Origin of the sequence: Congregibacter sp. (genome assembly GCF_045107095.1) — a bacterium.
Taxonomy (GTDB): Bacteria; Pseudomonadota; Gammaproteobacteria; order Pseudomonadales; family Halieaceae; genus Congregibacter.
In genome coordinates, this window is the sequence record NZ_JBGCFU010000050.1 from 1 (window position 1) to 22,322 (window position 22,322).

Annotated in this window: 20 protein-coding genes and 1 pseudogene; 13 read left to right on the forward strand and 8 right to left on the reverse strand. The window is 53.9% G+C overall.

Going from position 1 to position 22,322, the window contains the following annotated elements; all coding sequences use genetic code 11:
* From AB8B76_RS09075 to AB8B76_RS09110, 8 genes and pseudogenes are all read left to right on the forward strand, one after another.
* A pseudogene (locus AB8B76_RS09075) lies at nucleotides 1-204 on the forward strand (pseudouridylate synthase); the annotation flags it as partial.
* A gap of 72 nt (nucleotides 205-276) precedes the next feature.
* Entirely contained in the window at nucleotides 277-2,298 is a 2,022-nt protein-coding gene (locus AB8B76_RS09080) for a hypothetical protein (protein WP_405271831.1), read from the forward strand.
* Nucleotides 2,299-2,396: 98 nt separating this feature from the next.
* Nucleotides 2,397-3,524 carry a BCCT family transporter gene (locus AB8B76_RS09085; RefSeq protein ID WP_405271832.1) on the forward strand — a complete coding sequence of 376 codons (1,128 nt, stop codon included), beginning with the start codon at nucleotides 2,397-2,399 and terminating at the stop codon, nucleotides 3,522-3,524.
* The gene (gene betA, locus AB8B76_RS09090) at nucleotides 3,524-5,224 is read left to right on the forward strand and encodes a choline dehydrogenase (protein ID WP_405271833.1); all 1,701 of its coding nucleotides are present in this window, start codon (nucleotides 3,524-3,526) and stop codon (nucleotides 5,222-5,224) included. The genes AB8B76_RS09085 and betA overlap by 1 nt, the downstream gene beginning before the upstream one ends.
* A 60-nt stretch (nucleotides 5,225-5,284) precedes the next feature.
* The gene (locus tag AB8B76_RS09095) at nucleotides 5,285-5,818 is read left to right on the forward strand and encodes a thermostable hemolysin (RefSeq protein WP_405271835.1); all 534 of its coding nucleotides are present in this window, start codon (nucleotides 5,285-5,287) and stop codon (nucleotides 5,816-5,818) included.
* A complete protein-coding gene (locus tag AB8B76_RS09100) occupies nucleotides 5,811-6,404 on the forward strand; it encodes a carbonic anhydrase (RefSeq protein WP_405271837.1) in 594 nt (197 codons plus the stop codon). The genes AB8B76_RS09095 and AB8B76_RS09100 overlap by 8 nt, the downstream gene beginning before the upstream one ends.
* On the forward strand, nucleotides 6,401-7,417 hold the full coding sequence (gene truD, locus AB8B76_RS09105; protein WP_405271838.1) for a tRNA pseudouridine(13) synthase TruD: 1,017 nt from the start codon (nucleotides 6,401-6,403) through the stop codon (nucleotides 7,415-7,417). Before AB8B76_RS09100 ends, truD begins: the two co-directional genes overlap by 4 nt.
* Nucleotides 7,418-7,446: 29 nt before the next feature.
* Nucleotides 7,447-8,757, forward strand: coding sequence for a serine hydrolase domain-containing protein (locus AB8B76_RS09110; protein ID WP_405271840.1), 1,311 nt, complete (start codon nucleotides 7,447-7,449; stop codon nucleotides 8,755-8,757).
* 36 nt (nucleotides 8,758-8,793) lie between these two features.
* On the opposite strand, the gene AB8B76_RS09115 is transcribed toward AB8B76_RS09110, so the two are convergent.
* Nucleotides 8,794-10,377 (reverse strand): cation:proton antiporter, encoded by a 1,584-nt coding sequence (locus tag AB8B76_RS09115; RefSeq protein WP_405271842.1) that lies wholly within the window; start codon nucleotides 10,375-10,377, stop codon nucleotides 8,794-8,796.
* A 95-nt stretch (nucleotides 10,378-10,472) separates the two neighbouring features.
* Between AB8B76_RS09115 and AB8B76_RS09120 the strand changes: the two genes are divergently transcribed.
* Nucleotides 10,473-11,240, forward strand: coding sequence for a hypothetical protein (locus tag AB8B76_RS09120; protein ID WP_405271844.1), 768 nt, complete (start codon nucleotides 10,473-10,475; stop codon nucleotides 11,238-11,240).
* A gap of 53 nt (nucleotides 11,241-11,293) precedes the next feature.
* Here the strand turns inward: AB8B76_RS09120 and AB8B76_RS09125 are convergent, their stop codons facing one another.
* Complete coding sequence (locus AB8B76_RS09125) at nucleotides 11,294-11,818, reverse strand: hypothetical protein (RefSeq protein ID WP_405271846.1); 525 nt, start codon at nucleotides 11,816-11,818, stop codon at nucleotides 11,294-11,296.
* Between the two features lie 141 nt (nucleotides 11,819-11,959).
* On the opposite strand from AB8B76_RS09125, the gene AB8B76_RS09130 reads away from it, so the two are divergent.
* The 3 genes from AB8B76_RS09130 to AB8B76_RS09140 all read left to right on the forward strand — a co-directional run bounded on the left by AB8B76_RS09130 (nucleotide 11,960) and on the right by AB8B76_RS09140 (nucleotide 15,785).
* Nucleotides 11,960-12,553, forward strand: coding sequence for a uracil-DNA glycosylase family protein (locus tag AB8B76_RS09130; protein WP_405271848.1), 594 nt, complete (start codon nucleotides 11,960-11,962; stop codon nucleotides 12,551-12,553).
* Nucleotides 12,554-12,718: 165 nt separating this feature from the next.
* A complete protein-coding gene (locus tag AB8B76_RS09135; protein ID WP_405271850.1) occupies nucleotides 12,719-15,118 on the forward strand; it encodes a sulfatase-like hydrolase/transferase in 2,400 nt (799 codons plus the stop codon).
* A gap of 148 nt (nucleotides 15,119-15,266) precedes the next feature.
* Nucleotides 15,267-15,785: a DUF1993 family protein gene (locus AB8B76_RS09140; protein WP_405271852.1), complete on the forward strand. Its 519-nt coding sequence runs from the start codon at nucleotides 15,267-15,269 to the stop codon at nucleotides 15,783-15,785.
* A 14-nt stretch (nucleotides 15,786-15,799) separates the two neighbouring features.
* Here AB8B76_RS09140 and AB8B76_RS09145 read toward each other — a convergent pair whose 3' ends face one another.
* The 6 genes from AB8B76_RS09145 to AB8B76_RS09170 all read right to left on the reverse strand — a co-directional run bounded on the left by AB8B76_RS09145 (nucleotide 15,800) and on the right by AB8B76_RS09170 (nucleotide 20,931).
* Nucleotides 15,800-16,768 carry an alpha/beta fold hydrolase gene (locus AB8B76_RS09145; RefSeq protein WP_405271854.1) on the reverse strand — a complete coding sequence of 323 codons (969 nt, stop codon included), beginning with the start codon at nucleotides 16,766-16,768 and terminating at the stop codon, nucleotides 15,800-15,802.
* A 244-nt stretch (nucleotides 16,769-17,012) separates the two neighbouring features.
* Nucleotides 17,013-18,254 (reverse strand): alginate export family protein, encoded by a 1,242-nt coding sequence (locus AB8B76_RS09150; protein WP_405271856.1) that lies wholly within the window; start codon nucleotides 18,252-18,254, stop codon nucleotides 17,013-17,015.
* Nucleotides 18,255-18,318: 64 nt separating this feature from the next.
* Nucleotides 18,319-18,792, reverse strand: coding sequence for a nuclear transport factor 2 family protein (locus tag AB8B76_RS09155; RefSeq protein WP_405271858.1), 474 nt, complete (start codon nucleotides 18,790-18,792; stop codon nucleotides 18,319-18,321).
* A gap of 96 nt (nucleotides 18,793-18,888) precedes the next feature.
* The gene (locus AB8B76_RS09160; RefSeq protein ID WP_405271860.1) at nucleotides 18,889-19,494 is read right to left on the reverse strand and encodes a 2-hydroxychromene-2-carboxylate isomerase; all 606 of its coding nucleotides are present in this window, start codon (nucleotides 19,492-19,494) and stop codon (nucleotides 18,889-18,891) included.
* A gap of 98 nt (nucleotides 19,495-19,592) precedes the next feature.
* Nucleotides 19,593-20,372, reverse strand: a complete 780-nt coding sequence (locus AB8B76_RS09165) for an SDR family NAD(P)-dependent oxidoreductase (RefSeq protein ID WP_405271862.1) — start codon at nucleotides 20,370-20,372, stop codon at nucleotides 19,593-19,595.
* A 64-nt stretch (nucleotides 20,373-20,436) separates the two neighbouring features.
* The gene (locus AB8B76_RS09170) at nucleotides 20,437-20,931 is read right to left on the reverse strand and encodes a winged helix-turn-helix transcriptional regulator (protein ID WP_405271864.1); all 495 of its coding nucleotides are present in this window, start codon (nucleotides 20,929-20,931) and stop codon (nucleotides 20,437-20,439) included.
* A 296-nt stretch (nucleotides 20,932-21,227) separates the two neighbouring features.
* Between AB8B76_RS09170 and AB8B76_RS09175 the strand changes: the two genes are divergently transcribed.
* Complete coding sequence (locus AB8B76_RS09175) at nucleotides 21,228-22,244, forward strand: 2-dehydropantoate 2-reductase (RefSeq protein ID WP_405271866.1); 1,017 nt, start codon at nucleotides 21,228-21,230, stop codon at nucleotides 22,242-22,244.
* Nucleotides 22,245-22,322: the final 78 nt, after the last annotated feature.

Below are 22,322 nucleotides of genomic sequence, written 5' to 3' on the forward strand. Positions count from 1 at the left end.
ATCGGTGATGCCAATCATGGTAAGGGAGTACACAACCGGTTTTTTGCTGAAAAGCTGGACTGTTCGCGTTTACTGCTGGCCTGCACGGGACTGGATTTCGATCATCCTGTTTCAGGAGCGCCTCTGCGACTGAGTGCCAAACCCGGCGCGATGTTCGAGCAGCTGCTGGCAAAGTTCGGCTGGCTGGACGCCGTTAGCCCCTAAGACTCGTGCGTGTAGAGCGGTGTTGGCGTATGCTCTAGCGTCCTTAAGCCAAATTCTCTTTGGAACTTCTCAATGCGTCTTATCAACTGTGGCATCGCGTTACTTATTTCTTCTATCGGGCTTAGCAGCGCCGCGATCAGCGCGCCAGCGGCACCGGATCTCGTCGAGAACTTTCGACTGCTAGATCAAGATCACTCTGCCCACGAACTGTACTACCACAAAGACGCTAAGGCTGTGGTGCTCCTCGCCACCATGAACGGCTGTCCCATCGCGCGGAATCTGATGCCCGACTTGCGTGACATACGGAAGCAGTTCGGAGATGACGTAGAGTTCATGCTGATTAACTCCAGTCTGCAAGATAACTACGAGACTATCGGTCAGGAAGTCGAAGAGTTTGGCATCGACTTTCCAGTACTAGTGGACGACGCCCAATTGATTGGAGAAGCTCTGGAGCTAGACCGAAGCGGCGAAGTGTTGGTAATCGACACCAGTGACTGGAGCGTGGCGTATCGAGGGCCAGTAAACAATCGTCTGGGTTATGAAACCCAGCGGAAGGAAGCCAGCGAGCACTATCTTACTGACGCACTCTCAGCAGTTATTGCCGGAGAGCCCCTCACCGAATCACGACGGGGCGCGGTGGGCTGCATAATCAATTTCCCAGAGCGAGATCAAAAAGAAGCGCATGCTCAAATCAGCTACGCCGACACCATTGCTCCGATTCTGAAAGAGCGTTGCGTTGCCTGCCACCTACCCAACGGCATCGGGTCATGGGCGATGACTAGCTACGAGATGATTCAGGGCTTCTCTCCCATGATGCGTGAAGTGCTCCGCACCAGACGCATGCCGCCCTGGGAGGTGGATACCAGTTTGCCCGAAATCCACGCGTCGCGCGGATTGACTGTCGATGAGCGTAAGACACTCGTGCACTGGATCGAAGCGGGCTCCCCCCGCGGCGAGGGTGATGACCCCCTTCTAGCCGTAAAACCCCTCGCGGAAGGCTGGCCCCTGGGCGAACCGGATCTGGTAGTCGAAGCACCGGCTTTTACAGTGCCTGCCACGGGCATCGTAGAATACCAATACCCAGCGATCGCCAATCCCCTTGATCGTGACGTTTGGGTGCGCGCTGTCAGCATTGAGCCGGGCGCGACCAAGGCGGTTCACCACGTGCTCATCGGTACCAGCGAGCGGGAGATACCCGCTGGCGAAAAACGTTTAGATGCCGTGTTTGAAAACTACCTGATGGGCTACGCGCCAGGAGCCGAGTCCTACGTATACCCGGACGGCATGGGAGTCTTGGTGAAAGCGGGCGGACAGATACATTTACAAATGCACTATACGACCTATGGGCGCGAGGAAACGGACGTTTCCAAAATAGCGCTGTATTTTCATGACAAGGAACCGACCTACAACCTACGTCAGCAAGTGGTCGTTGGTTTTGATTTAGAGATTCCGGCGGGAGAAGCGCGCCACGAAGAACGAGCGTACTTCGAGTTCGATCAACCAGCCATAATTTATAGCTTGTTCCCCCACGCCCACTTTCGAGGCGTCGAGACCCGCTTCGATGTGCACTTGCCCGATGGCAAGGTTGAACCCTTGCTGCATGTGCCACGCTATGACTTTAACTGGCAGCACACCTACACATTGGAAGAGCCTTTCAGCGTACCTGCTGGTGCTCGCTTAGTGCACCGCAGCGTGTATGACAACAGCCCTGAAAACATCGCCAACCCGGATGCGGCCCGAACTGTGCCTTGGGGCCTACAGTCCTATGACGAGATGCTTTACGGCGGTTTCTTCTTCCGCTGGGAAAACGGTACGGCAGAAAATCCAGTCCACGACGAAATGAACTTCAACATTGCGCAAATGTATGGTGCCTTGGATGACGATTTCAGTGGTGCGTTGACAGCTGATGAGATGCCCTCGCGGCTGCGCGAGGCTTTTGAAGCCGGGAAGTTGGCGCCCTTTGACGCGAACAAGGATGATGCTTTGAGTCACGCGGAGTATCGCGCGTTTGTGGAGTACCGCAGTGAGCAACGCGCTAAGCAACAGGCTGCCAAGGCGGCGACAGTGGATCAAGCGGAGACAGGCACCGAGTAGAAAATTCACAGTGATCTAAGACACGCGGCGCGCCTTTAAAAAAAGAGCGCGAGGGTTAGCGGGTCTCAGAGGCCTTTAGGCCCAAAAGCGCTAATCTGATGACGATCATCCTAAGCATTGCCATAGCCATTAGCCTGGCGACTTCCGCAGTCATCCTGCTGAGATTTCCTATGCTCGAACTGCGGGGACCCAATGCGTCACCGCTGCTCGTGTTCATGGCGATTCTGTTCACGTCCGGGCTGGACGTGGGTCTTATCATGTTCCCACTGACGGAATTCCCGGTCTATGAGAGCGAAGAAGCCTACGGATTTACCAATGCCCTAGCTATCGAGTTTGGCTTCTGGGGAGGTATGGTTTGGGCGTTCTACTTCCTGACGACATTTTACTTTTGCGTAGTAGAACCCCGATTGCGGCTCTTTGAGATACCTTGGATCAGCGCAATTAATAGTGGGGTTGTTGTTAGCACCTGTGCATTTACTGGATACCTCTTCCTCACGTTTTTACCCAGCTACATCCCTGGAATTCCAGACGCCTACCGCTACGCCCTGGTCGCCTTTGTGGTGCTCATGGCGGTGATATCCAGCACTGATATCCGCTACATAAAGTGGCTGGGGCTAGGCTCCACTTTCCTCTTCTTTATCTTGATTGCACTACTATGGTGGAGCAGTAATACCGGTCTAAGCGGCTTGTTTCGCAGTGCTGCAAGCTTGGGAGGCTATTTTGAGAACCTTCCAGATTTCCTTTCACCGCTGTCGGACTACCATGCCTTTTATCTGTTCTGGTGGTTCGCCTGGAGCATTATGATCGGGCAGTTTGTCGCGCGCTTTGTGGGTGGCATGCCCGTCTGGCAGCTGTGTCTCGCACTCCTTACCTTGCCCTCTATCCCCATCGCGCTTTGGTTCTCAGTACTTTACATCTACCATACCGAGGGCATCGAACTATCCGTTGCGCTTCGCGGCTGTATGGTGACAGTCGGCGTTATTTTCGTGGTTAACTCGCTGGACTCGCTGACGCGGCTGTACTCTGACAACCTCAACCTCACTGTTACGCGCTTTGGACGAGGACAGTACATTATCGTTCACTGGACGCTACTGGTAACGCTGATTCTGCTATACCAGTTCACTCCCTTAAAAATCGAATGGATAGGCCTGGTTGTTGTGGGTCTGTACGCAGTCGTATATTTCCTGACCTTTGTGAAACGAACAAAACTGGTAGCTTCTTCCTGATGACGAAAACTTATGACTACATTATTGTCGGTGCCGGATCGGCAGGTTGCGTGCTTGCTAACCGCCTGAGCGCCAGCGGGCAGCACTCAGTTTTGTTGCTGGAGGCCGGGGGCAGCGACAAAAACATTCTCATACAGATGCCTACCGCTCTGTCCTATCCCATGGCATCAAACACTTATAACTGGGGATACAACTCAAACCCCGAACCGGGTGCTGACGGTCGGCAGATTACCTGCCCCAGAGGGAAAGGCCTGGGCGGAACGTCGTCCATCAATGGCATGGTCTACGTGCGCGGGCATGCCAAAGACTTCGATGAGTGGGAGGCCCTCGGTGCCCGAGGCTGGAGCTACGCGGATTGTTTACCTTACTTTAAACGGGCGGAGACCTGGCAAGGAGGAGAGGACACTTACCGCGGTGGCGATGGCCCCTTGGGAGTCTCTGGCGGGAACAACATGGTGGGCAACCCACTGTATCGCGCATTCATTGATGCGGGCGTCGAGGCTGGCTACAACGAGACACAAGACTACAACGGCGAGCAGGGCGAGGGCTTCGGCCCGATGCATATGACAGTGAGCGGCGGCATACGATCATCGACCTCCCGCGCTTACCTTCGGCCTGTGCTTAACCGATCAAACCTCACATTGATGAAGCACGTCCTAGTAGATCGATTATTGCTGGAAGATGGGCGTGCAGTCGGAGTAGAGGCTAAGTGCAAAGGCCGTAAGCTAGCGCTATCGGCCCGAAAAGAAGTCATTCTGTCCGCAGGCTCCATTGCCTCCCCCATGATTTTGCAGCGCTCGGGTATAGGTCCACAGGAATCGCTCACGCAGGCAGGCGTCGATACCGTGCATCACTTGGCCGGCGTAGGTAAGAACCTTCAGGATCACCTGGAGATTTACTTTCAGTTTCACTGCAAACAGCCAGTCAGTCTCAACAGCAAGCTAAACATCTTCAGCAAGTTTCTTATTGGAGCACGCTGGTTCTTCTTCAAGACAGGGCTTGGCGCGACCAATCACTTTGAGTCCTGCGCGTTTATCCGCTCCCGTGCTGGTCTAGAGTCACCCGACATTCAGTACCACTTTCTTCCCGCCGCCATGCGTTATGACGGCACTCCGTCAATTAAAGGTCATGGCTTTCAGGTCCACGTCGGCCCCAACAAACCGAAGAGCCGCGGCGAAGTTATGATCAGAAGCACTGACCCCACCGCCGACCCCTCGATCCAATTTAACTACCTGACGCAATCCGAGGACATTGAAGCCTGGCGTCAGTGCATACGACTCACCCGAGAAATCATTGCCCAGAGCGCCATGGACCCCTATCGGGGAGACGAGATTCAGCCGGGACTTGAAGTAAGCACCGACGAAGAGATCGATCAATGGGTCCGCGATAACATCGAGAGCGCGTATCACCCCTGCGGTACCTGCCGTATGGGTGACCCTAGTGAACCTGACACAGTAGTGGACAGCGCGTGCCGCGTTGTCGGCATAGATGGCCTCCGAGTTGTCGATGCCTCGATATTCCCTACATTGCCCTACGGCAACATCAACGCGCCCACGATTATGGTGGCGGAGAAAACCGCCGATATGATTCTCGGTGACAAAGCACTACCCCGCGCCGATGTGAACCCGTGGATTCCGGATAACTGGGAGACTACCCAGCGAGTGGGGAAGCCAATGAGGATCTACTCGTTAGACCCGTAAACGTGACGAGTTCCGCTGACCAACCAAGTAAGTTAAAGGGGCAAGGATGAACAAACATCGATGAAAAGCTTCGTTTTCAGCATGGTGAAAACTCATGACGATGATTATGTGTCTGCGGTGGAGTTCAGCTTAGCCGCCTACGGAGACTCAACGCTTCAAGCCGTTCGTCAGGCTTTCCCCATCTATGCTTGTATGCAGCGTCACGAACAACTCTCGGCTGTTTGCGGCGTGAGAGGCGCCGATAAAGGCCTTTTCCTGGAACAGTTTATGGAGCAGCCTGCCGAGGACTATATAGCCGCACACTACGCATCTTCGGTAGCACGCAGCGCAATCGCCGAGTTGGGGGCATTTTCGACCCGTTCTGCAGCGCTCGTTCCACTGTTTGCCGCCGAAATCGAAAAAATGCTTTTGGCCTCTGGATTCAGACACGTGTTGGCATTATCTCCCTCAGGCGCGAGCGATCTACTAGAGTGGTGTAAAGAGCGCGCGACAATGACAAGCGAGAAAAAGGCCGAGGCCGAGCCCGCGACCCTGAAAGTCTGTGTGATTCCGCTAACATGCCCGTCCACGAAAAATGGAGAAAGTCATGCCTGAAAAGCTAATGTTGCGTAACCGGGACTGGGCAAGCGGCATAGTAGAGCAATCCCCCGATTACTTTCGCAAGCTTTCCGCATTACAGAAACCAGAATACTTTTGGATAGGATGTGCTGATGCTCGGGTCCCCGCCAATGTCATTACGGGGCTTGAGCCTGGCGAAGTGTTCGTACACCGGAACGTAGCGAACATGGTGCACTCGGCGGATCTCAATCTGATGAGTGCCCTACAGTTTGCCATTGAAGGACTCGGCATACGCAAGATCATTGTCTGCGGTCACTACGGCTGCGGCGGAGTAAATGCGGCCTGTGAGGAAGGCCACAGCAATGGCCTAGTTGATCACTGGATTGCACCAATTAAGTCCCTGCGGCACTCTCACGCTGACGAGCTCGGAGCACTAGACGAGCATGCTCAACGAGATCGTCTTGCGGAGCTCAACGTACTTTCAAGTGTCACACGCATTGCCGAATCTCCAATTCTCATTGAGGCGAGTGCCCAAGGCCATTCCATAGAGATACACGGCATGATCTACTCGTTGGTAGACGGGCAGCTATCACTGCTCGAGACATCCGTTAAATCAATGTGAGTCACTTACGATCATCGGGCCTACCCGACTGGCCCTGCGCCCACGGCTTGCAGTTGTTCACTGCGCGACTGAAGACAGTGCCTCAAGACTTTCAGGTAGTGGAGGAGCTTGGCTGGGAGTTTAGCGAGGACGGCGAGCACGATTACCTTTGGGTCAAAAAGACCAGTGCTAATACGGAGTGGGTCGCCAGACAGCTAGCCTCGTATGCAAACGTGCCGCCCAAAGACATCGGCTACGCAGGCCTCAAGGATCGGCATGCAGTGACATGGCAATGGTTTAGCGTACCCCGCTGGAACACCCCAGCCTGGGAAGGGATCGATATCGAAGGCGTGACTATCGTTGACGTTAAACGGCACCGAAGAAAGCTCCGTCGCGGGGCGCATCGAACCAATGCCTTTCGTATCGTATTACGCATGGACACAAAACCTGACCGCGACAGCATCGATCGTCGTCTGATGACGATCAAGGACAAAGGCGTACCCAACTACTTTGGTGAGCAGCGCTTTGGACACGACGGCGGCAACCTTCGCCTCGCGAATGAGTGGGCATCGGGAAAACGCCTATCTCACCATAAGAGAAGCCTGGCAATATCGACGGTGCGTTCGTTCCTTTTCAACGAAGCGCTCGCCACACGCGTACGAAACCAGTCCTGGAACCAACTTGTTATCGGCGACCAGGCTAACCTCGCCGGCAGCGGCAGTGTGTTCGAGGTTCTCGACGTTGACGAAGAACTCAGACAACGCTGTGACAGCATGGATGTTCACCCCGCAGGAGTGCTCGCAGGGGAAGGATCGCGGATTAATCCGGAGGAATGGCAGGCTGCATTGGACAAGCGGCGGGTCGAACCAGGTTATCGGAGTCTCCGCTTGCCTGTCAGAAATTTAAGAAGCGAAATCAGTGACACAAGCCTCACGTTATCGTTTAGCTTGGATAGAGGCACCTTCGCTACAGCAGTACTGCGAGAGCTTTGTAGTGCGTCGGCGGTACTTCACCCTTCATCCGAAGGAAATTAGCCGGGCCCAAGAGCACTTAAGGAGACACATTGAATCAAAAGAAAGACCAAACCGATATGATCTGCGGCACCACCGAAGCCGGGTTCGAGTCCGTCAAGCAGCTGTTCACGGAGCAGATGAAGACACTGGCTGAAGAGAACACCCAGCTTTGCGTATACCACCAGGGTAAAAAGGTTATCGACCTTTGGGCATCCAAAAACCAAGATCCCAATTTCAATGCGGATTCGCTAATAAATGTTTTCAGCAGTAGCAAAAGCCTGGAAGCGATCGCATTGGCATCGCTGGTCACCAAGGGACTCCTGCGCTACGACGCCAAGCTGTGCGACTACTGGCCAGAATTTAAGGGGGGCGGCAAAGACGACGTGAGTGTTGCCGATCTCATGCGCCATGAAGCGGGCCTAGCCAATTTCGACACATCCATAGACCTGGACGACCTGTTACCGCAGGGCATCAGAGCCAACTGTGTCGGAAAGACCATCGAACAGCAAACACAACACTTCCGGTCCCCGGCGACAGGCAAGCGTGAGTACCATGCGGTAACAAGAGGATGGATCGCAAACGAAATTTTTCGACGAGTAGACCCACAGGGACGTACTATCGGTGAGTACCTCAAAGAGGACGTCAGCACACCGCTAGACGCTGACGTCGTCATCGGGCTTGATGACAGCGAGCTGGAACGTACTAGCGACGTAAAGCTCCTGAGCTTTGGCGCTCACATTCGTGCGAGTTTCAGACCCAAGATCTTCGGTCGCAGGGTGCTGCATAACTTTCTGCAACTCGCCGCTCGCATGCTCAAGATACTGCCCTCCCTACGAAACGGCTCATCCTCTAAAGCACCGGCCCCCATCACAGGCATGACCGATGTTGGAATATTCAACGATAAGCGCTTGCGAAAGGGTGAGACCCCTTCGGCGAACGCCCACGGCTCTGCCCGAGGCTTTGCGCGAATTGCCGCCATGATGGCAGCGGGCGGGAACCTGGATGGTGAGGAGTACCTGAGCCCGAACGCATGGCAGTCAATGCATCAAAACCCGATGCCCGCGAAGATGGGTGGTGTTATCCACACTCGCTTCACCCAAGGAGGTGTCGATCAATTTTTACCTGTCGAGAAAGATAGCCCGCTGTTAGAGAAGGCCTTCAATGACGGTCGCGAAGGATTCTATGGATGGATGGGGCTCGGTGGCTCTATCTTTCAGTGGCACCCCGAAGCTCAGATAGGTTTCGCTTTTGTTCCAAGCTCATTACACATGCTGGACTTTCTTAATGAGCGCGGCAAACTCTATCAAGCTGAAGTCCTGCGATGCATAGACCAGCTCCCCAAGTCACAGACGCTGACCTGATTACCGCGCCGAAAAAGATACTCAAGACTATTGGCATCACGCAGGCGTGGTGAGTCCAGCCTGCTCCATAGATCTCTGTGCGAGTGCTGGCCCGACATCCTTGTTTACGTTGAAGACAAAATCCACGCCGGCGTCTCGTAGGGCAGAGACCTCATCCTCAAAGTAGGCCGTGGCTGCGACATGGCCGCTAAATCCCTCGAGGCGGAGTTGCTCCGTCGCGGTTAGGTTTTCTTCATGGCTGTGCATAGCTAAAACCACTAAACGTACCTGCTCACGATCGACGTTCAAGCGCTCCCAGAAATCAGCATCAGTCGCACTCTCCTCGAACACTCGCAGACCCTCGGCCTGGTGCTGCTCCACAACGTCACCATCGACATCGAACGCAACCACCGTGTCACCCAGCTGCTTTCGAACAGCATCGTAGGCGCTCAGTCCCACGCGACCCATACCGAACACTAGAGCGGTGGCATCGGTGACCGGAACAGTTCGCTCTGGCAATATGAGCTTCCCACGCTCAAGCTTTGTCAGTCGTTCGCGAAACTTGCGGTACAGATCGAGTGCACGATCATTAACGACAGATAAGGGCAAGAAGCTGAAGCCCATAGCTACCGCGAGAGTCACAATCCAGGATGGATCGAGATACCCTTTCGACACCGCCATAGCCGCAATGATCAGGCCAAACTCGCTATAGGGCGTAAGGCCGAGCGAAGCAAGCAGAGCACTTCGACCTCGCAGTCCAAACATCATGAGCAGGGCTACGAACAGCAGAGCCTTGATTGGCAGAAGCACCAGCAAACCGACCGCCACCACCACCCCGTCTAAAGCAGGCAGGCCGTTGAGACCAATCGTTAAGAAAAAACCGACGAGCAGAAGATCTTTTAGACCAAGAAGCACATTGCTCAGCTCCTTGGCCTTGGGGGCCTTGCTGACCAAAGCGCCAGCGACAAGAGCACCCAAATCTGCTTTCAGACCGACAAGATCGAAGAGCGCGGCTCCACCAAGGGTCAATGAAAGACCAGCAAGCACAAGAAGCTCTCGATGACCGCACCAGTCAAGTAACCTTCCAAGCACGTGGCGCAGCGGGATCAATGCGAGAAGCGCAAACGCCCAAGGACTTGGCACTACCCCCTTGGATACAGCCAATAGACCAACGGCAACGAGGTCCTGCATGACAAGAAAACCGATGATTACTCGGCCGTAGAGCGCGTTCATGTTTTCTCGCTCCTCCAGCACCTTTATGACGAATAGCGTGCTGGAAAACGCGGCAAATAGTCCAAGGAGCGCGAGAGCCGACCAAGACAAACCTGCGAAAGGCCCGATCTCTAAAACCACCGGAATGTATAGAAGCGCCATCCCGATTAGCACCATCGCCGCAGTGTGTAGCAGCGATGCTGCGAAAATGTGGGGCTGTAAGAGCGACGGCAGGTCAATCTTGAGGCCAATGGCGAACAGTAATAGCAACACGCCAACGTTGGCTAAATCATCAAGGGCATCGCCGGGATCTACACCGAGAGCGGCGAGAGCAAAGCCGGCCGCAAGAAACCCTACCAGCGGCGCTTGCCCCAGCTTTTTTGCGATGATCCCAAAAATCAGGGCTACGCCTATCCACGATAATTCCATCGAATGCCTTCAAAGTTTGCTTTGACGTTAATGCTACGACACAAGGACAATGTCGGCTCATACTTTATGACTTTAAGGAATAGCTTCCGACTCCAATGACTACGTATCAGGCAATAAAACGATACTGTGTAACCGGTATCACTTTGGTTTTCGGTTTTTACATAACCATAGCCAAAGCTGACGAACGTTTCATGCTGGAAGCGGAAGTCGGAGCTTCATGGCAAGCCAAGAACGACGTGCAAATCCCGAACGACATGACGGGAGACCGATTTGACCTTCAGGAGCTCGCAGGCGCCGGACCTTGGTCATCACTACGACTAAACGCCAATTGGAACATCAACGAGCGTCATGGCATACGTCTGGTGCTAGCGCCACTTGCCTACGAAGAGACAGGCAACCTTGATAGCGACGTGCGCTTTGCGGATGCTAACTTCAGCGCAGATGCACCAGTGACCGCCTCGTATACCTTCAATTCCTGGAGGATTGGCTACCGCTATCGCTATTACGACGAGAATGGTTGGAGACTCTGGGTGGGCGGTACCGCGAAGGTGCGCGACGCAGAGATAAAACTTGAACAGGGAGCGACGCGTGCCAACGATGACAACGTTGGATTTGTCCCACTGCTTTATCTGGCTGGCGAATACAACTTCGGTCAAGGCTGGCGCTTTGCCTTTGACTTTGACGGCCTTGCCGGTGGGCCAGGCCGAGCGTTTGATGTCAGCCTTAAGGTCACCCGTGACCTTGGGGAGCACTGGCGCCTGGGTTTAGGCTATCGCGGACTGGAAGGTGGTGCGGATACCGACGACGTTTACAACTTCGCCTGGTTCAATACGGGAATGGCTACCTTTCAGTACCGCTTTTAAGGCAACAAGGCACCAGTACCGGTGCCTTGTTGTGTCGCGATAAGGGTCTTTAGCTAGGAGTCTTCACCAACGCCGTAGCAATAGGCAGGCGCGGCAAACTCGTCCAGCTCCAGCTTCTTGACGTGACTTGAGTTTGTGATGGCACGGCATTTTCGAGGCAACAGACATTGCTCACTCTTGGCAGTGAGCACACACTCGTTACCTCTAGCAATGCGCCAGCCCTCTTTTGAATAAACACTGTTGGCCATGAAACCCACAACTTTCCCACCTTCGTAACCTTTACCCCCGGTAATCCTGTAGATAGCGAAGATGTTGTCGCTGGCGTTGTGGTAGCTGTGCAGCGTGTAGTTACTGCGTGAGCGAACCTTGTAACGGCCACAGCGTTCGCCATAGCCCTTAAGGAATTTGTAGTCGTCGCCTTCACTAAAACCCTTCATACGCTCGACCTTCGACAGCGCTTCTTTTAGATCCTTCAGATCTTCACACTGAGGAAGACGCACTTTATCGACCTTACCGCTATTCTGCGCCATCGCAGCCGCCGAGAGAAAAAACATGAGGGTGAACGTAAGAATCTTCATAGCTACTCCAGTCAGTATCAGATATCTGCAGAAGTTTACCCTACAGTCATTGGGCTTCGGCAAGCCACGAGGTCTGATAGGCTTACTCGTGACAGCTGATTAGCCTTTCGAATACAAGCCATTAAAAGAGTTATCAATCCGATGAATCAAGCTGGATCGACTGAACTCATTGCTTTACTGAGCTCAGTTCGGGACTGTCGACTCTGTGAAAGCTCACTACCCTTGGGTCCCAGGCCGGTATTACAAATCGACTCCAGCGCGAGAATTCTGATTTCGGGGCATGCCCCCGGTCGACGTGCCCATGAGACCGGCATCGCCTTTGACGATCGGAGCGGAGATCGACTTCGGGAGTGGATGGGCATCTCGACGAATGCCTTTTACGACGCCACAAAGATCGCAATCTTACCTATGGGATTTTGTTACCCCGGGAGCGGCAGGTCGGGTGATCTGCCGCCGAGACCTGAGTGTGCGACCGCCTGGCGACGTCAGCTCCTAGACGCAATACCTGACATACGCTTGACGTTAGTCATAGGCCAGTACGCACAGCGATGGCACCTACCCTCAATCGAGCGAAATCTCACAGAAACAGTGCGGGCAAGGTGTAGCTACGATGAAAGCCTATTCCCTTTGCCGCACCCTAGTCCAAGAAACAACATCTGGCTGAAGAGAAATCCCTGGTTCGCCGAATCGGTGCTACCAGAGCTTCGCGAAGCAGTGAGCAGAGCGCTTCGCTGACCCCTTCGGCATTTCATGACAAATTGGTACAGCTTTGCAATAGAAGAGTCGCAAATCTAAAATGCGCCCATGCTGGCGTTACTCCTATGCGCTGCGGCCTTCGTCACAGCTCTCTGGCGTCTCGACCGTGGCACGCGAACACTGTGGATCAGGCTCACCGCGAGCGTGAGCACTTTTGTATTCCTCCTATTATCCATCTCATGGTTCATTGCTAACGCCTTTACGGGAGAAGGCGTAAATGGCGCCGTTTTCTATCACTTAAGAACCGGTTTCGGCGGAGCAGGCCTCCGTGAATATGCCACTCTTATCAGCGCATTCGCATTAGCTGTTGCCTGCGCGGCGGCGCTCGCGGTGCTGGTCTACCGTCGCAAGCCCGGCAAGCCCACTGGATCTATGAGCTGGCAAAGCGCACTCCTTACCGTCGCACTTCCCATCCTTTGCTTCATGCACCCGACCGTCAACGCCACATTGAGGGACTTTAACTACGCGCTCTATGGCTCAGAGTCACTCATGGACTCTGCACTAGGCAACGAGGAAGCCGCTGAGCCCTTCGAGAGTCACTACATTCAGCAAGAACCTGAGTGGCAAAGCCCACCCCGACGAAATCTCGTCGTTATTTATGCTGAGAGCCTCGAACAAACCTACTTTGACGAGAAGCTGTTTCCGGGACTGATCACTGAGCTACGTGAATTGCAGGATCAGGCCACCAGCTTTTCAAACATTCGATCTGTAGAAGGCACAGGGTTTACCATCGCCGGCCTCGTCGCCAGCCAATGCGGCTTGCCGTTGATTACCACGGGGCACCCTAACTCCATGCGAGGGATGGATCGCTTTCTTTCGGGCGCTACCTGTATTGGTGACCTACTTAAGGCGCAGGAGTACAGGCTTCATTATCTGGGTGGTGCAGACCTGTCCTTTGCAGGTAAAGGCTCGTTTTTGAAAACTCACGGTTTTGACTCTGTCATGGGAAGGCAAGAGCTCGAACCGCTTCTAGATGATCCAAGCTATGTCTCGACCTGGGGCCTCTACGACGACTTTCTTCTTGAACAGTTCCTGGGCCGTTTTGAAAAGCTCTCGGGGGAGGATCAGCCATTTGGTCTGTTCGGACTGACCATGGATACGCATCATCCCAGCGGCCATCGTTCTCGAAGCTGCGAAGGTTTGGAATATGCTGACGGCAGAAATCGCATGCTCAATGCCGTGCACTGCGCTGACCACCTTCTTGCAACAACTTTGAAAGCTATCCTTGCGTCCCCCGCAGCAGATAACACTTTGGTCGTGCTCGCCTCCGATCACCTAGCTTTGAAAAACGATGCCTACGACCTTTTGACCCAAGGCAAGCGGCGCAATCTGCTTTGGCTTTTCTCGCCCGATAGCGAGCCAAAAAACTACCGGCAGCCGGGCACCACCATGGACACCTCAGTTGCCCTCCTTCGCGGCCTGGGTGCTGACGTGGAGGCATTCGCTTTAGGGAGAAACATCAGTCAGCCTAAAACCAGCCTGTTTGCCACCCTTCCCGAGGTCAACAGTCAACTTCGGAAATGGCGTGGTGACTTCGCAAAGCTGTGGGACCTTCCTGAACAGATCGAGGCACTCAGCCTTAATTCGCAAAAACGAACCGTCGAAATCAATGATCGGCAGTTTCAAGCCCCGGCACTCATCGCGCTCAACGACGGCAAGATGGAGTCCATTCGCTTCGAGTTTGATTCACGCCAAAACCTCTACCAGTACGTGCAGGACATGACGCCTGATACGCCTTTTGTTTGGTTTGACGAATGCAGTAAGGTTCGCGCGCTGGAACTTAAATTGCCCGTCGCCGGGCTTTGCTTCTTTGCGGGGAGAACAGAGGGTCGTCGTGTGTTGGCTGGCGTGGTGACTGACACTGAAGAACTCGACGCCGGAGATCTTCGGAGTATAAGCGGCGGTTTCACGACAGAAGATCAGAACAAGCAGCGCAGACAGCGTTTAGCAACACTTGCCGAGTATGGCGTCGCGGACTTGCGTCAATCGAGTATCCAAACCTCACTGCTCAACCTAGGAGCAAAACTCAATGTTCGTAGCTCCGGAGGCCCCAAGTCCCGCTCGTTGCTGGAAACAGCCTCGCACAAAGACATCATGGAGCGCGGAATACAGCTGTTTGCGCTGACCGACAGTGGAACCGCAGAGCTCATCGCTCACTACGACCTCTGCCAGAAAAACTCGAGCCCCTCGAAAACCCCCAGGGAGATCATCCAATCACGTAGTACTGATAGTGGAAGTACTGATAGTGGAAGTACTGATAGTGGAAGTACTGATAGTGGAAGTACTCACATTGAAAGTACTGAGAATGCGGGCTCTGCCTATCTCTTGGTAGCCCACGACTCCCCGACGTGCGGGGCGTCTTTAAAGCCACTTCTTGGAGGCTTACCCTTAACAGACTGGAAGGACCTTGGATTCCGGCAACCCTACGTTGCGCTATTCTCGCCTGATAAAACGGGCGAAAGCGTCGAAGTTATTGGGGATCGGTACTCGCAACTCAGAGTGACATTCAGCGGTACAGAGCTGGTTGCCGCCGTCCATCAATAAAGCAATTCTTCCTTTAGCCTACTGTCCACACAGCGGCCAAAAGTGTTGGGTCTAACAGTGTCGCTTGTAACTCAGGCAACAGCTGGCGCACACTGTGCTTTCACTGTTAATCACACGGAAACACGACGCTAATTCCCGGAGTTTTACGATGACTGTCTCGCTTTATGAAGTAACAGTAGATTCCTACCTACAAATGCTGACGAGTTCTAAAGACGTCCTTGAGCGTGGGGCCGAATATGCCAAAAGTCGCGGCGAAAACCCCGACGATCTCGTGAAGCTAAGCTTGCATGATGATATGGCCCCTTTGAGCTTTCAGGCGATTTCCGTCTGGCATCACTCCTTAGGTGCAATCAACGGCATGCGCGAGGGTGTGTTCGCACCCCCTCCCAAGAAACCCGACCTGAACTACGTCGGTCTGCAAGGACTCATCGATGAAGCGCTTGATTTTGTAAAAAGCGTCAACCGTGAAGAAATCGACGCGCTGAGCGACAAACCCATGGTGTTTCGTGTCGGCGAAAGAGAAGTGCCCTTCACTATGACAAACTTCGCGCTCTCGTTTTCCCTACCGAACCTCTACTTTCACGCAACGACTCTTTACGACGTACTACGAATGCATGGGGTTCCTCTGAGCAAAATGAACTATCTTGGCCCACTTCGCGTGGGCTAAATAGCATCAGGTTTTCAAACGGCTTGCGTGCCCCACTGAGCCAAAATGGTTCTTAGCACGCTGACAAACGCGATGGGCTCATCCAGCATAAGATGATGGCGAGCCCCAGGTATACCCACGATGGGGATATCTGTAGCGCCACACTCACGAATGTACGCGGCAGAATCGTCGTCAAAAAGCAGGCTGTCTTGACCATAAACGATGGCTTTACGGCCCTGTGTGCCGGCAATAACTTGGCCTTGTGTGAGCATACGATCCTCGTGGCCAAAGTTACTTTGGAACACGCTCGTATCAAATTTCCATGTCCAACCACCCTCGACCTCTTTTAGAGAATGGTAGGCCATATAGTCAAACAGGCTGGGAACATTGACGGGTTGCGGTGGCGAAAGCACGAAGCGTCCTTTGGCCGACTCGTAATCCGGGTAAATGCGGTTCGGACGACTGGGGTCCGATCGCAGGGGCTTTTCAGAACTGAAATACGCCTCGAGACGCTCAGGACGCAACACCATCAAATCACAAATGATCAGCCCGCCAAACAAGGAATGCTGGTCCTGCATGGCAGTTAGCGCCACGTGCCCGCCGTAAGAATGGGCGATGACTATTGGCTTAACCGCATGATCGAACAAACCTGCAGCGCGGGCGACATCGGCTACTTCGGCGGATCGCACCGCATCGGGGTACTCTTCGCGCGCACCGGAATCACCCATACCCGAAAGATCAAACGCGACGACGTGATAGTCCTCGGCCAAAAACGGGGCAATAAATGCAAAGCAGCGCGAATGCGCCAAAAAACCATGCATCAAGACAAGGCCAGGGTTCTTCGGGTTACCCCAACGGAAATAGCGGATATCACAACCACCTGATTGCACCCAGCCCTCTTCGCGAGGAACCGATAAAGCACTCTCTAACCAATCAGGAACGTCGGTCGCGTCTGGGGGCAACTCGTTCGAGAGAACCGGCTTTGCAGTAACAACAGTATGCATACAACTCCAAAAATTCCTAAGAATTAAACTAGTCGGGGTTAGGCCCGCAGAGACCAACGCCCAAACCGCCCGCTGTGATTGACATCGATTGGGGGATACTAATTATAAACCCGAAGAGCCTATTCGGACTCGGCACAGAGCCGACCCTATTCAAAAAGGCGGATCAGAGATCGCGCGAACCCCTCGGATAGCTTCGTACCTAGAGGTGCACAACACCACCGCAGAACCGTTCTTGCAACCAATTCTACAAACGCAGCTGAAGAGTCAGCCAGGCTTTGGTCGTGTCTGGGTAGCGCCCCGGCTCGTCAGTCTCAAAGACTGCCGCTTTTGCAGTGGCTGTAAGCCACTCGTTGATCGTCCATTGTGCTTGTAAATCGATCTCGCGACCAAAATCTACGCTGGAGGATTCTGCGGAGAAGTCGTGATAGCGGGCTAACAACGCCACGGAGCCCAGCTTCCCACCAACGGATACCCACGCGTCCTTTATTCCATCACCCGGTGTGGCGAGAAACTTATCGGCCCAGCCCTGGACACCGTGGCCGTTGGCCAATGGCGTCCCAAAGCCCACGCCATTGTCAGCGCCCAAGACCTCGTAGGCGGCCTTTACGTTCACGGGACCAAAAGGTGCCGCAAGTTCTACCACATAGTAAGAGGCTTGATAATCAAGTTCGCTGTCTCCCGACTCCGTTTGCGTCGCAAAGCGCGCAAGTATCGAAAGCTCAGAAAAAGAACCGGTGTAAGCGAGTCCGAAAGTATCGCTGGAGTTGTTCACCGTTTTAGCGGCGCTAAAGCCTCTCTGGGAGTCCACCTCCAGCAGATACGCATAAGCGGCAATATTGTGATCTTCAGCGAGGTCGTAATTCACACGTAAAAAAGCACTATCCCCGTGCCAGTCCGCTGGATTGATACCGTCCCCTGGACCGAACACACGACTCACCTGATTTGCATAGCTCGCGTCGATAGTGAACCCGGAAAGCCCAGACCACTGCAATCTGGCCGCATCGTAAGTCTGCTCGTTTTGCCTCCAGGGCTTAGCCCCAATAAACCGACCTCGATCCAATACGATGCGCTGCCGCCCTACTGTCGCGTCAAGGTCCTTAGCGGAGTAGCGCAGCCAGGCTTGATTGAACGCCGTACCCTCGGGATCAGCGATCGTCGGATATTCAATTTTTCCGTTCTCCGTTGAGTTGTAATTCTCGCTACCCAAGGCGGAAACGTTGTCGACCTCCATCAGCGCCGAGACAGGACCCAGCGTTCCAGACTTGATAGTGACGCGGGTGCGTAACAGCGAAGCACGGGCGGATTTATCAAAGCCATCCTCATCCACATACTCGTAGCGATAGCGCAGATCCAGCGCCACAGAACCATCTGTGATTACGCTGGACAGCTGATCGGTAGCGCTCTCCTGCGCACAGACAAAGGGGCCTGAAAACACTAGTGACAGCGCGGCCGCGGAGAAGCACAGATTTATTTTATTAAAGGTCATATCGTCAAACTGTGGAAATGCGGATCTGGTTATTTTTATCGGACTGCGGACAACCAAAGTGGTGCTAGTCGCACAACGCGCCACTGCAGCGTGTTGTCATAAAGAGCTCCGCTTCAAGCATCCAGCGAGCGTCCTCGCATCGCCACTTGGCCGAATACTCGCCGCCCACCTCATCGCCGCTTGAAGCCTTGCCAGTCCACACGCCAGCCTCTAAGGCTATGGGATAAAGCGGCGAGACCTCGACCCGGGTCGACTCTCTTAGATAGGACAATCGATTGGCATCGCCAACTTCTGAGCGCCAGAGATCTAACTGCTGGGTCCTGCCTACAAAGAGATCACTACCTGACCCTGTCACCAACACGATGTCTTCATCAAAGAGTTCGGCCATTGCGTCCAGATCATCGTCATGAATAGCGACATTGAACGCCACTCGAGCGTCTCTAACGCCTTGAACCGTGCAAGGCTCAGCTACGGAGCCGACGCTCACAGCATTAGAAAACAGGGTTACAGCCAGCAGAGCGATGGGGCGAAAATGCATCTTCGTGTTCTTCCGGTATTTTGGTGCGATTACAGCGCGCCAGTATGCAGTCTATTGCGATAACTCACCACAGCATGCAGCAACCCAGGCGAACTACTACTTACTCGTCAAAGCCTCTTCAATCTGTGGCAGGCGCTCTTTTCCAAAGAACATCTCGTCCCCAACGTAAAACGTGGGAATACCAAAGCACCCTCGCTCGACAGCGGCCGCCGTGTTTTCCACCAGCTTGGCTTTAACAGCGGGGTCAGCGGTACTTTCAAGTAACGATTGTCCATCGAGACCCGCAGCGGTCATTGCCTCCACAAACACCTCGGGATCGTCCATCTTCAGGCCTTGCTCCCACATGCTTGCTAAGCCAGTTTCCAGATAAGCCTCGAAAACTCCCTGGTTCTGGGCCGCGATGGCGCCACGCATCAACAAAAGGGTGTTCACGGGGAAATGGGGGTTAAAACTGAACTTGTGAAGCTCGTACTTCGCAATAAAACGCTGTATCTCCAGCTGATCGTATTCCAGTTTTCCCGACACGCCCTGAAAGGCCATCATTGGTGGTTGATTGCCCGTTGACTTGAATATGCCCCCGAGCAGGCAGGGAACCACGGTGAGAGTGGCCTGGGTACGCTCCAGCAACGGGGGCAGCGCTTTGTAAATTAGGTAGGCATTGGGACTGCCGAAATCAAAGATCAGCTCTAGTTCTTTACTCATAGTGAATCCTCTTACTCCAAGGAAAATTTGCGCTGACGGGTTTCTATATCAGCTCGGTAGAAAGTGTATTGCCGGTCGTGAGTCCTGCACAGCTCGCCCTAAACCAGCTTCGGGGCATGGTTCCACCATGCAAGATCGGAATGAGCGCGAAGGTCTAGCTCGTGCGTCCACGCAGATCGATGCTGATTGGCGAGATGAAAATAGGTGTCTGCCATATGTTCTGGCACAAGGAGACCATCCAGATCCTTGCCTTTCGCTTCTCGTAATTTCGCAAAGTTTTCAGGACCCAACATTTTGCCCAAGGTATCCGGCGCATCCACCGCTCCATCGATCAAAACATGAGCAACGTGGACTCCCTTAGACGCATACTCCGCGTTTAGCGTCTGGCACAGCATGCGGCGCCCTCCCATAGCAGCGGCGTGGGAGTGTTGACCTGCATTTCCCCGTACCGCGGCTGTTGCTGACGTCACTAACAATGTCCCGCTACCGCGAGCCTCCATAAGCGGCAACACCGAGGTTGCCACTCGAAACAGAGCAAAGGTCGCCAGACGCCATCCCATTTCGAACACCTTGTAGCTCGTATCCATCAAAGCGCGATTTCCGATCTGCGCCCCAAGATTGAACAGCACGACTTCAATGGGACCAATGCTAGCTTCTGTCTCAGCAACGAGATCCTCAATAGCACCATCCTCGATGGCATTGAGAAGCTTGCCAGTGGCAGAGCCACCAGCGTCTTCCACCTCCGCCACGAGCCGATGCAGACCCTCTTCGTCACTACGCCTACACAGCACAGCGTGGTAACCCTCGCGGGCAAATCGCTTTCCGACGGTGCCGCCAATGCCTGCACCGGCGCCTATCACTAAACATACTTTCTTCATTTTTCACTCCTACTAAGACCCTTAGCTGCTGCCCAGACAGCGATCAGTCGCTCACCCATAACAGCTAGAGACATTCGTTGTCAGGTATCTGCGATATTCGCTTTAGGGTTGCCGTGCTCGCCCCGGGCCCAGCTTTCACAGCAATATCGCCATTAGCCAGGGCATTGCCCTGACGATCATGAGGCTGCAGTTTGAGTAACTTTTTGCCAGATGCTTTTTCGTAGAAATCCACCGGCTCACTTCCGGGGCCGTAAATCTGCTCGTTACCCCATTGAGTCATTGCCACGAATACGGGCATCAGAGACTCCCCTCGCTCAGTAAGACGATATTCGTAGCGAGTGCCTTGCTCACCAACATCAACGGCCCTCAAAATTCCCTCATCAACCAGCATGGCCAGACGGTCGCTCAAAATATTCTTCGCCGCACCGGTGTTGTGTCGAAACTCTCCGAACCGAGTGGTTCCATAGAAAGCTTCGCGGACTACCAGCAGCGTCCAGGCATCGCCAAATACGTTGAGGAAGCTCGCGATGGGGCATGTTTGTCGATGTTTCTTGGCCATGTTTTATTCAGTGGTAGCGCATGGGGAAGCTGGTTGGGGCTGAGAACTTGTCATACCCCCTATGGATCTCCGGACGCTCCCCTACTCCTCCTGGTATCAACGCCGTAGCAAAAGGCTTAACTCAAAGTAGTTTTTTTGGTTTTATTTTGCAACCATTTTTATGGAGCGTTCGCACGCACTTACATCCAGTTGCTAACGACACCGCAGAAACTTATCAGACGCTATCGTTATAGATCCCAAGCCGTGGGAAACTGATGTCTCAACAAGTAGCACTAACGGTGTGATAAGGAAAATTCATGAGCGACAATCGCCATCTAGTGTTCGGCGCAGGTTTAATCGGCGGATATATAGCTGGCGGACTCTCGCTGGCAGGACTCAATTGCACTATGGTCGCCAGGCCATCGGTCCGCGATGCTCTGTCAAAGGGACTCATACTCAGTGACTATCTGGGCAATGAGGCCTGTGTCGAAACTCCGTCTTTTGCGGACGCCGAACAGAACATCCAGTACGACTATCTCTGGCTTACCGTGAAGTGCACAGCAATTGAATCAGCGCTGGAAGAGATGGCGCCATTTATTGGCAATGACACCACCGTCATATGTTGTCAGAACGGTTTAGGCAGTGATCAGGCGATCCGTAGGCGTTTTAGCGACATCCGTGTGGTGCAGGCTGTCTTCGGCTCTAACGTAGCACAGCCCGCGCCCGATCGATTACACCGCTCGACTCAGGGAGTCATGGTGGTCGAAGAGGACGGGCAAGGTGACATCGAAGCGATGGCCGACGTGATGAACAGCGAACTAATGCCCACTCGTGCTAGCCGTGACTTTGGCAGCGAGCAGTGGGCAAAGCTGCAGTTGAATCTTGCCAACGCTGTGAATGCCCTTGCAGACATTCCCGTAAAAAAGATGCTCGAGAACAGAGAGCTCCGTCGACTGATCGCGGCGTTAATGCGCGAAATGCTGGCGGTAACGGACAAAAAGAAGGTGAATTTACCGCGGCTGTCACCGCTTCCTCCGCATTGGCTTCCACGACTCATCAACACCCCTGACTGGCTGTTCCAGAGACTGGCGCAAAAGATGCTCGCCATCGATCCAACGGCCCGTGCCTCGATGTGGTGGGACCTGAAAAATGGCAAAACTACAGAGGTAAACTATCTCAACGCGGCCGTGGTGCGCGAAGCCGAAAAACTCGGACTCAAAGCACCGGTAAACCAACGCGTTGTTGAACTGATTCGTCAGGTGGAGAGCGGTACACAAGACCGCAACTGGAAGCCCGCGGAACTAGCCGGGCTTTTGCTTAATGGAAGAGCCTAGCGCAGCGCCGCTACTGATTCGGACTTTAGAGCGGCCACTGCAAGTGACAAGGAAACATCCTTGTCACTGTTTGTCGAG

What these genes read in the sequence shown, in the direction of transcription:
- AB8B76_RS09130 (WP_405271848.1), top strand. Translation starts at nt 11,960, where the DNA reads ATGAATCAAGCTGGATCGACTGAACTCATTGCTTTACTGAGCTCAGTT.
- AB8B76_RS09165 (WP_405271862.1), bottom strand. Translation starts at nt 20,372, where the DNA reads ATGAAGAAAGTATGTTTAGTGATAGGCGCCGGTGCAGGCATTGGCGGC.
- AB8B76_RS09125 (WP_405271846.1), bottom strand. Translation starts at nt 11,818, where the DNA reads ATGAAGATTCTTACGTTCACCCTCATGTTTTTTCTCTCGGCGGCTGCG.
- AB8B76_RS09115 (WP_405271842.1), bottom strand. Translation starts at nt 10,377, where the DNA reads ATGGAATTATCGTGGATAGGCGTAGCCCTGATTTTTGGGATCATCGCA.
- AB8B76_RS09170 (WP_405271864.1), bottom strand. Translation starts at nt 20,931, where the DNA reads ATGGCCAAGAAACATCGACAAACATGCCCCATCGCGAGCTTCCTCAAC.
- AB8B76_RS09155 (WP_405271858.1), bottom strand. Translation starts at nt 18,792, where the DNA reads ATGCATTTTCGCCCCATCGCTCTGCTGGCTGTAACCCTGTTTTCTAAT.
- AB8B76_RS09175 (WP_405271866.1), top strand. Translation starts at nt 21,228, where the DNA reads ATGAGCGACAATCGCCATCTAGTGTTCGGCGCAGGTTTAATCGGCGGA.
- AB8B76_RS09150 (WP_405271856.1), bottom strand. Translation starts at nt 18,254, where the DNA reads ATGACCTTTAATAAAATAAATCTGTGCTTCTCCGCGGCCGCGCTGTCA.
- AB8B76_RS09085 (WP_405271832.1), top strand. Translation starts at nt 2,397, where the DNA reads ATGACGATCATCCTAAGCATTGCCATAGCCATTAGCCTGGCGACTTCC.
- AB8B76_RS09140 (WP_405271852.1), top strand. Translation starts at nt 15,267, where the DNA reads ATGACTGTCTCGCTTTATGAAGTAACAGTAGATTCCTACCTACAAATG.
- AB8B76_RS09095 (WP_405271835.1), top strand. Translation starts at nt 5,285, where the DNA reads ATGAAAAGCTTCGTTTTCAGCATGGTGAAAACTCATGACGATGATTAT.
- AB8B76_RS09160 (WP_405271860.1), bottom strand. Translation starts at nt 19,494, where the DNA reads ATGAGTAAAGAACTAGAGCTGATCTTTGATTTCGGCAGTCCCAATGCC.
- AB8B76_RS09080 (WP_405271831.1), top strand. Translation starts at nt 277, where the DNA reads ATGCGTCTTATCAACTGTGGCATCGCGTTACTTATTTCTTCTATCGGG.
- AB8B76_RS09120 (WP_405271844.1), top strand. Translation starts at nt 10,473, where the DNA reads ATGACTACGTATCAGGCAATAAAACGATACTGTGTAACCGGTATCACT.
- AB8B76_RS09145 (WP_405271854.1), bottom strand. Translation starts at nt 16,768, where the DNA reads ATGCATACTGTTGTTACTGCAAAGCCGGTTCTCTCGAACGAGTTGCCC.
- betA (WP_405271833.1), top strand. Translation starts at nt 3,524, where the DNA reads ATGACGAAAACTTATGACTACATTATTGTCGGTGCCGGATCGGCAGGT.
- AB8B76_RS09100 (WP_405271837.1), top strand. Translation starts at nt 5,811, where the DNA reads ATGCCTGAAAAGCTAATGTTGCGTAACCGGGACTGGGCAAGCGGCATA.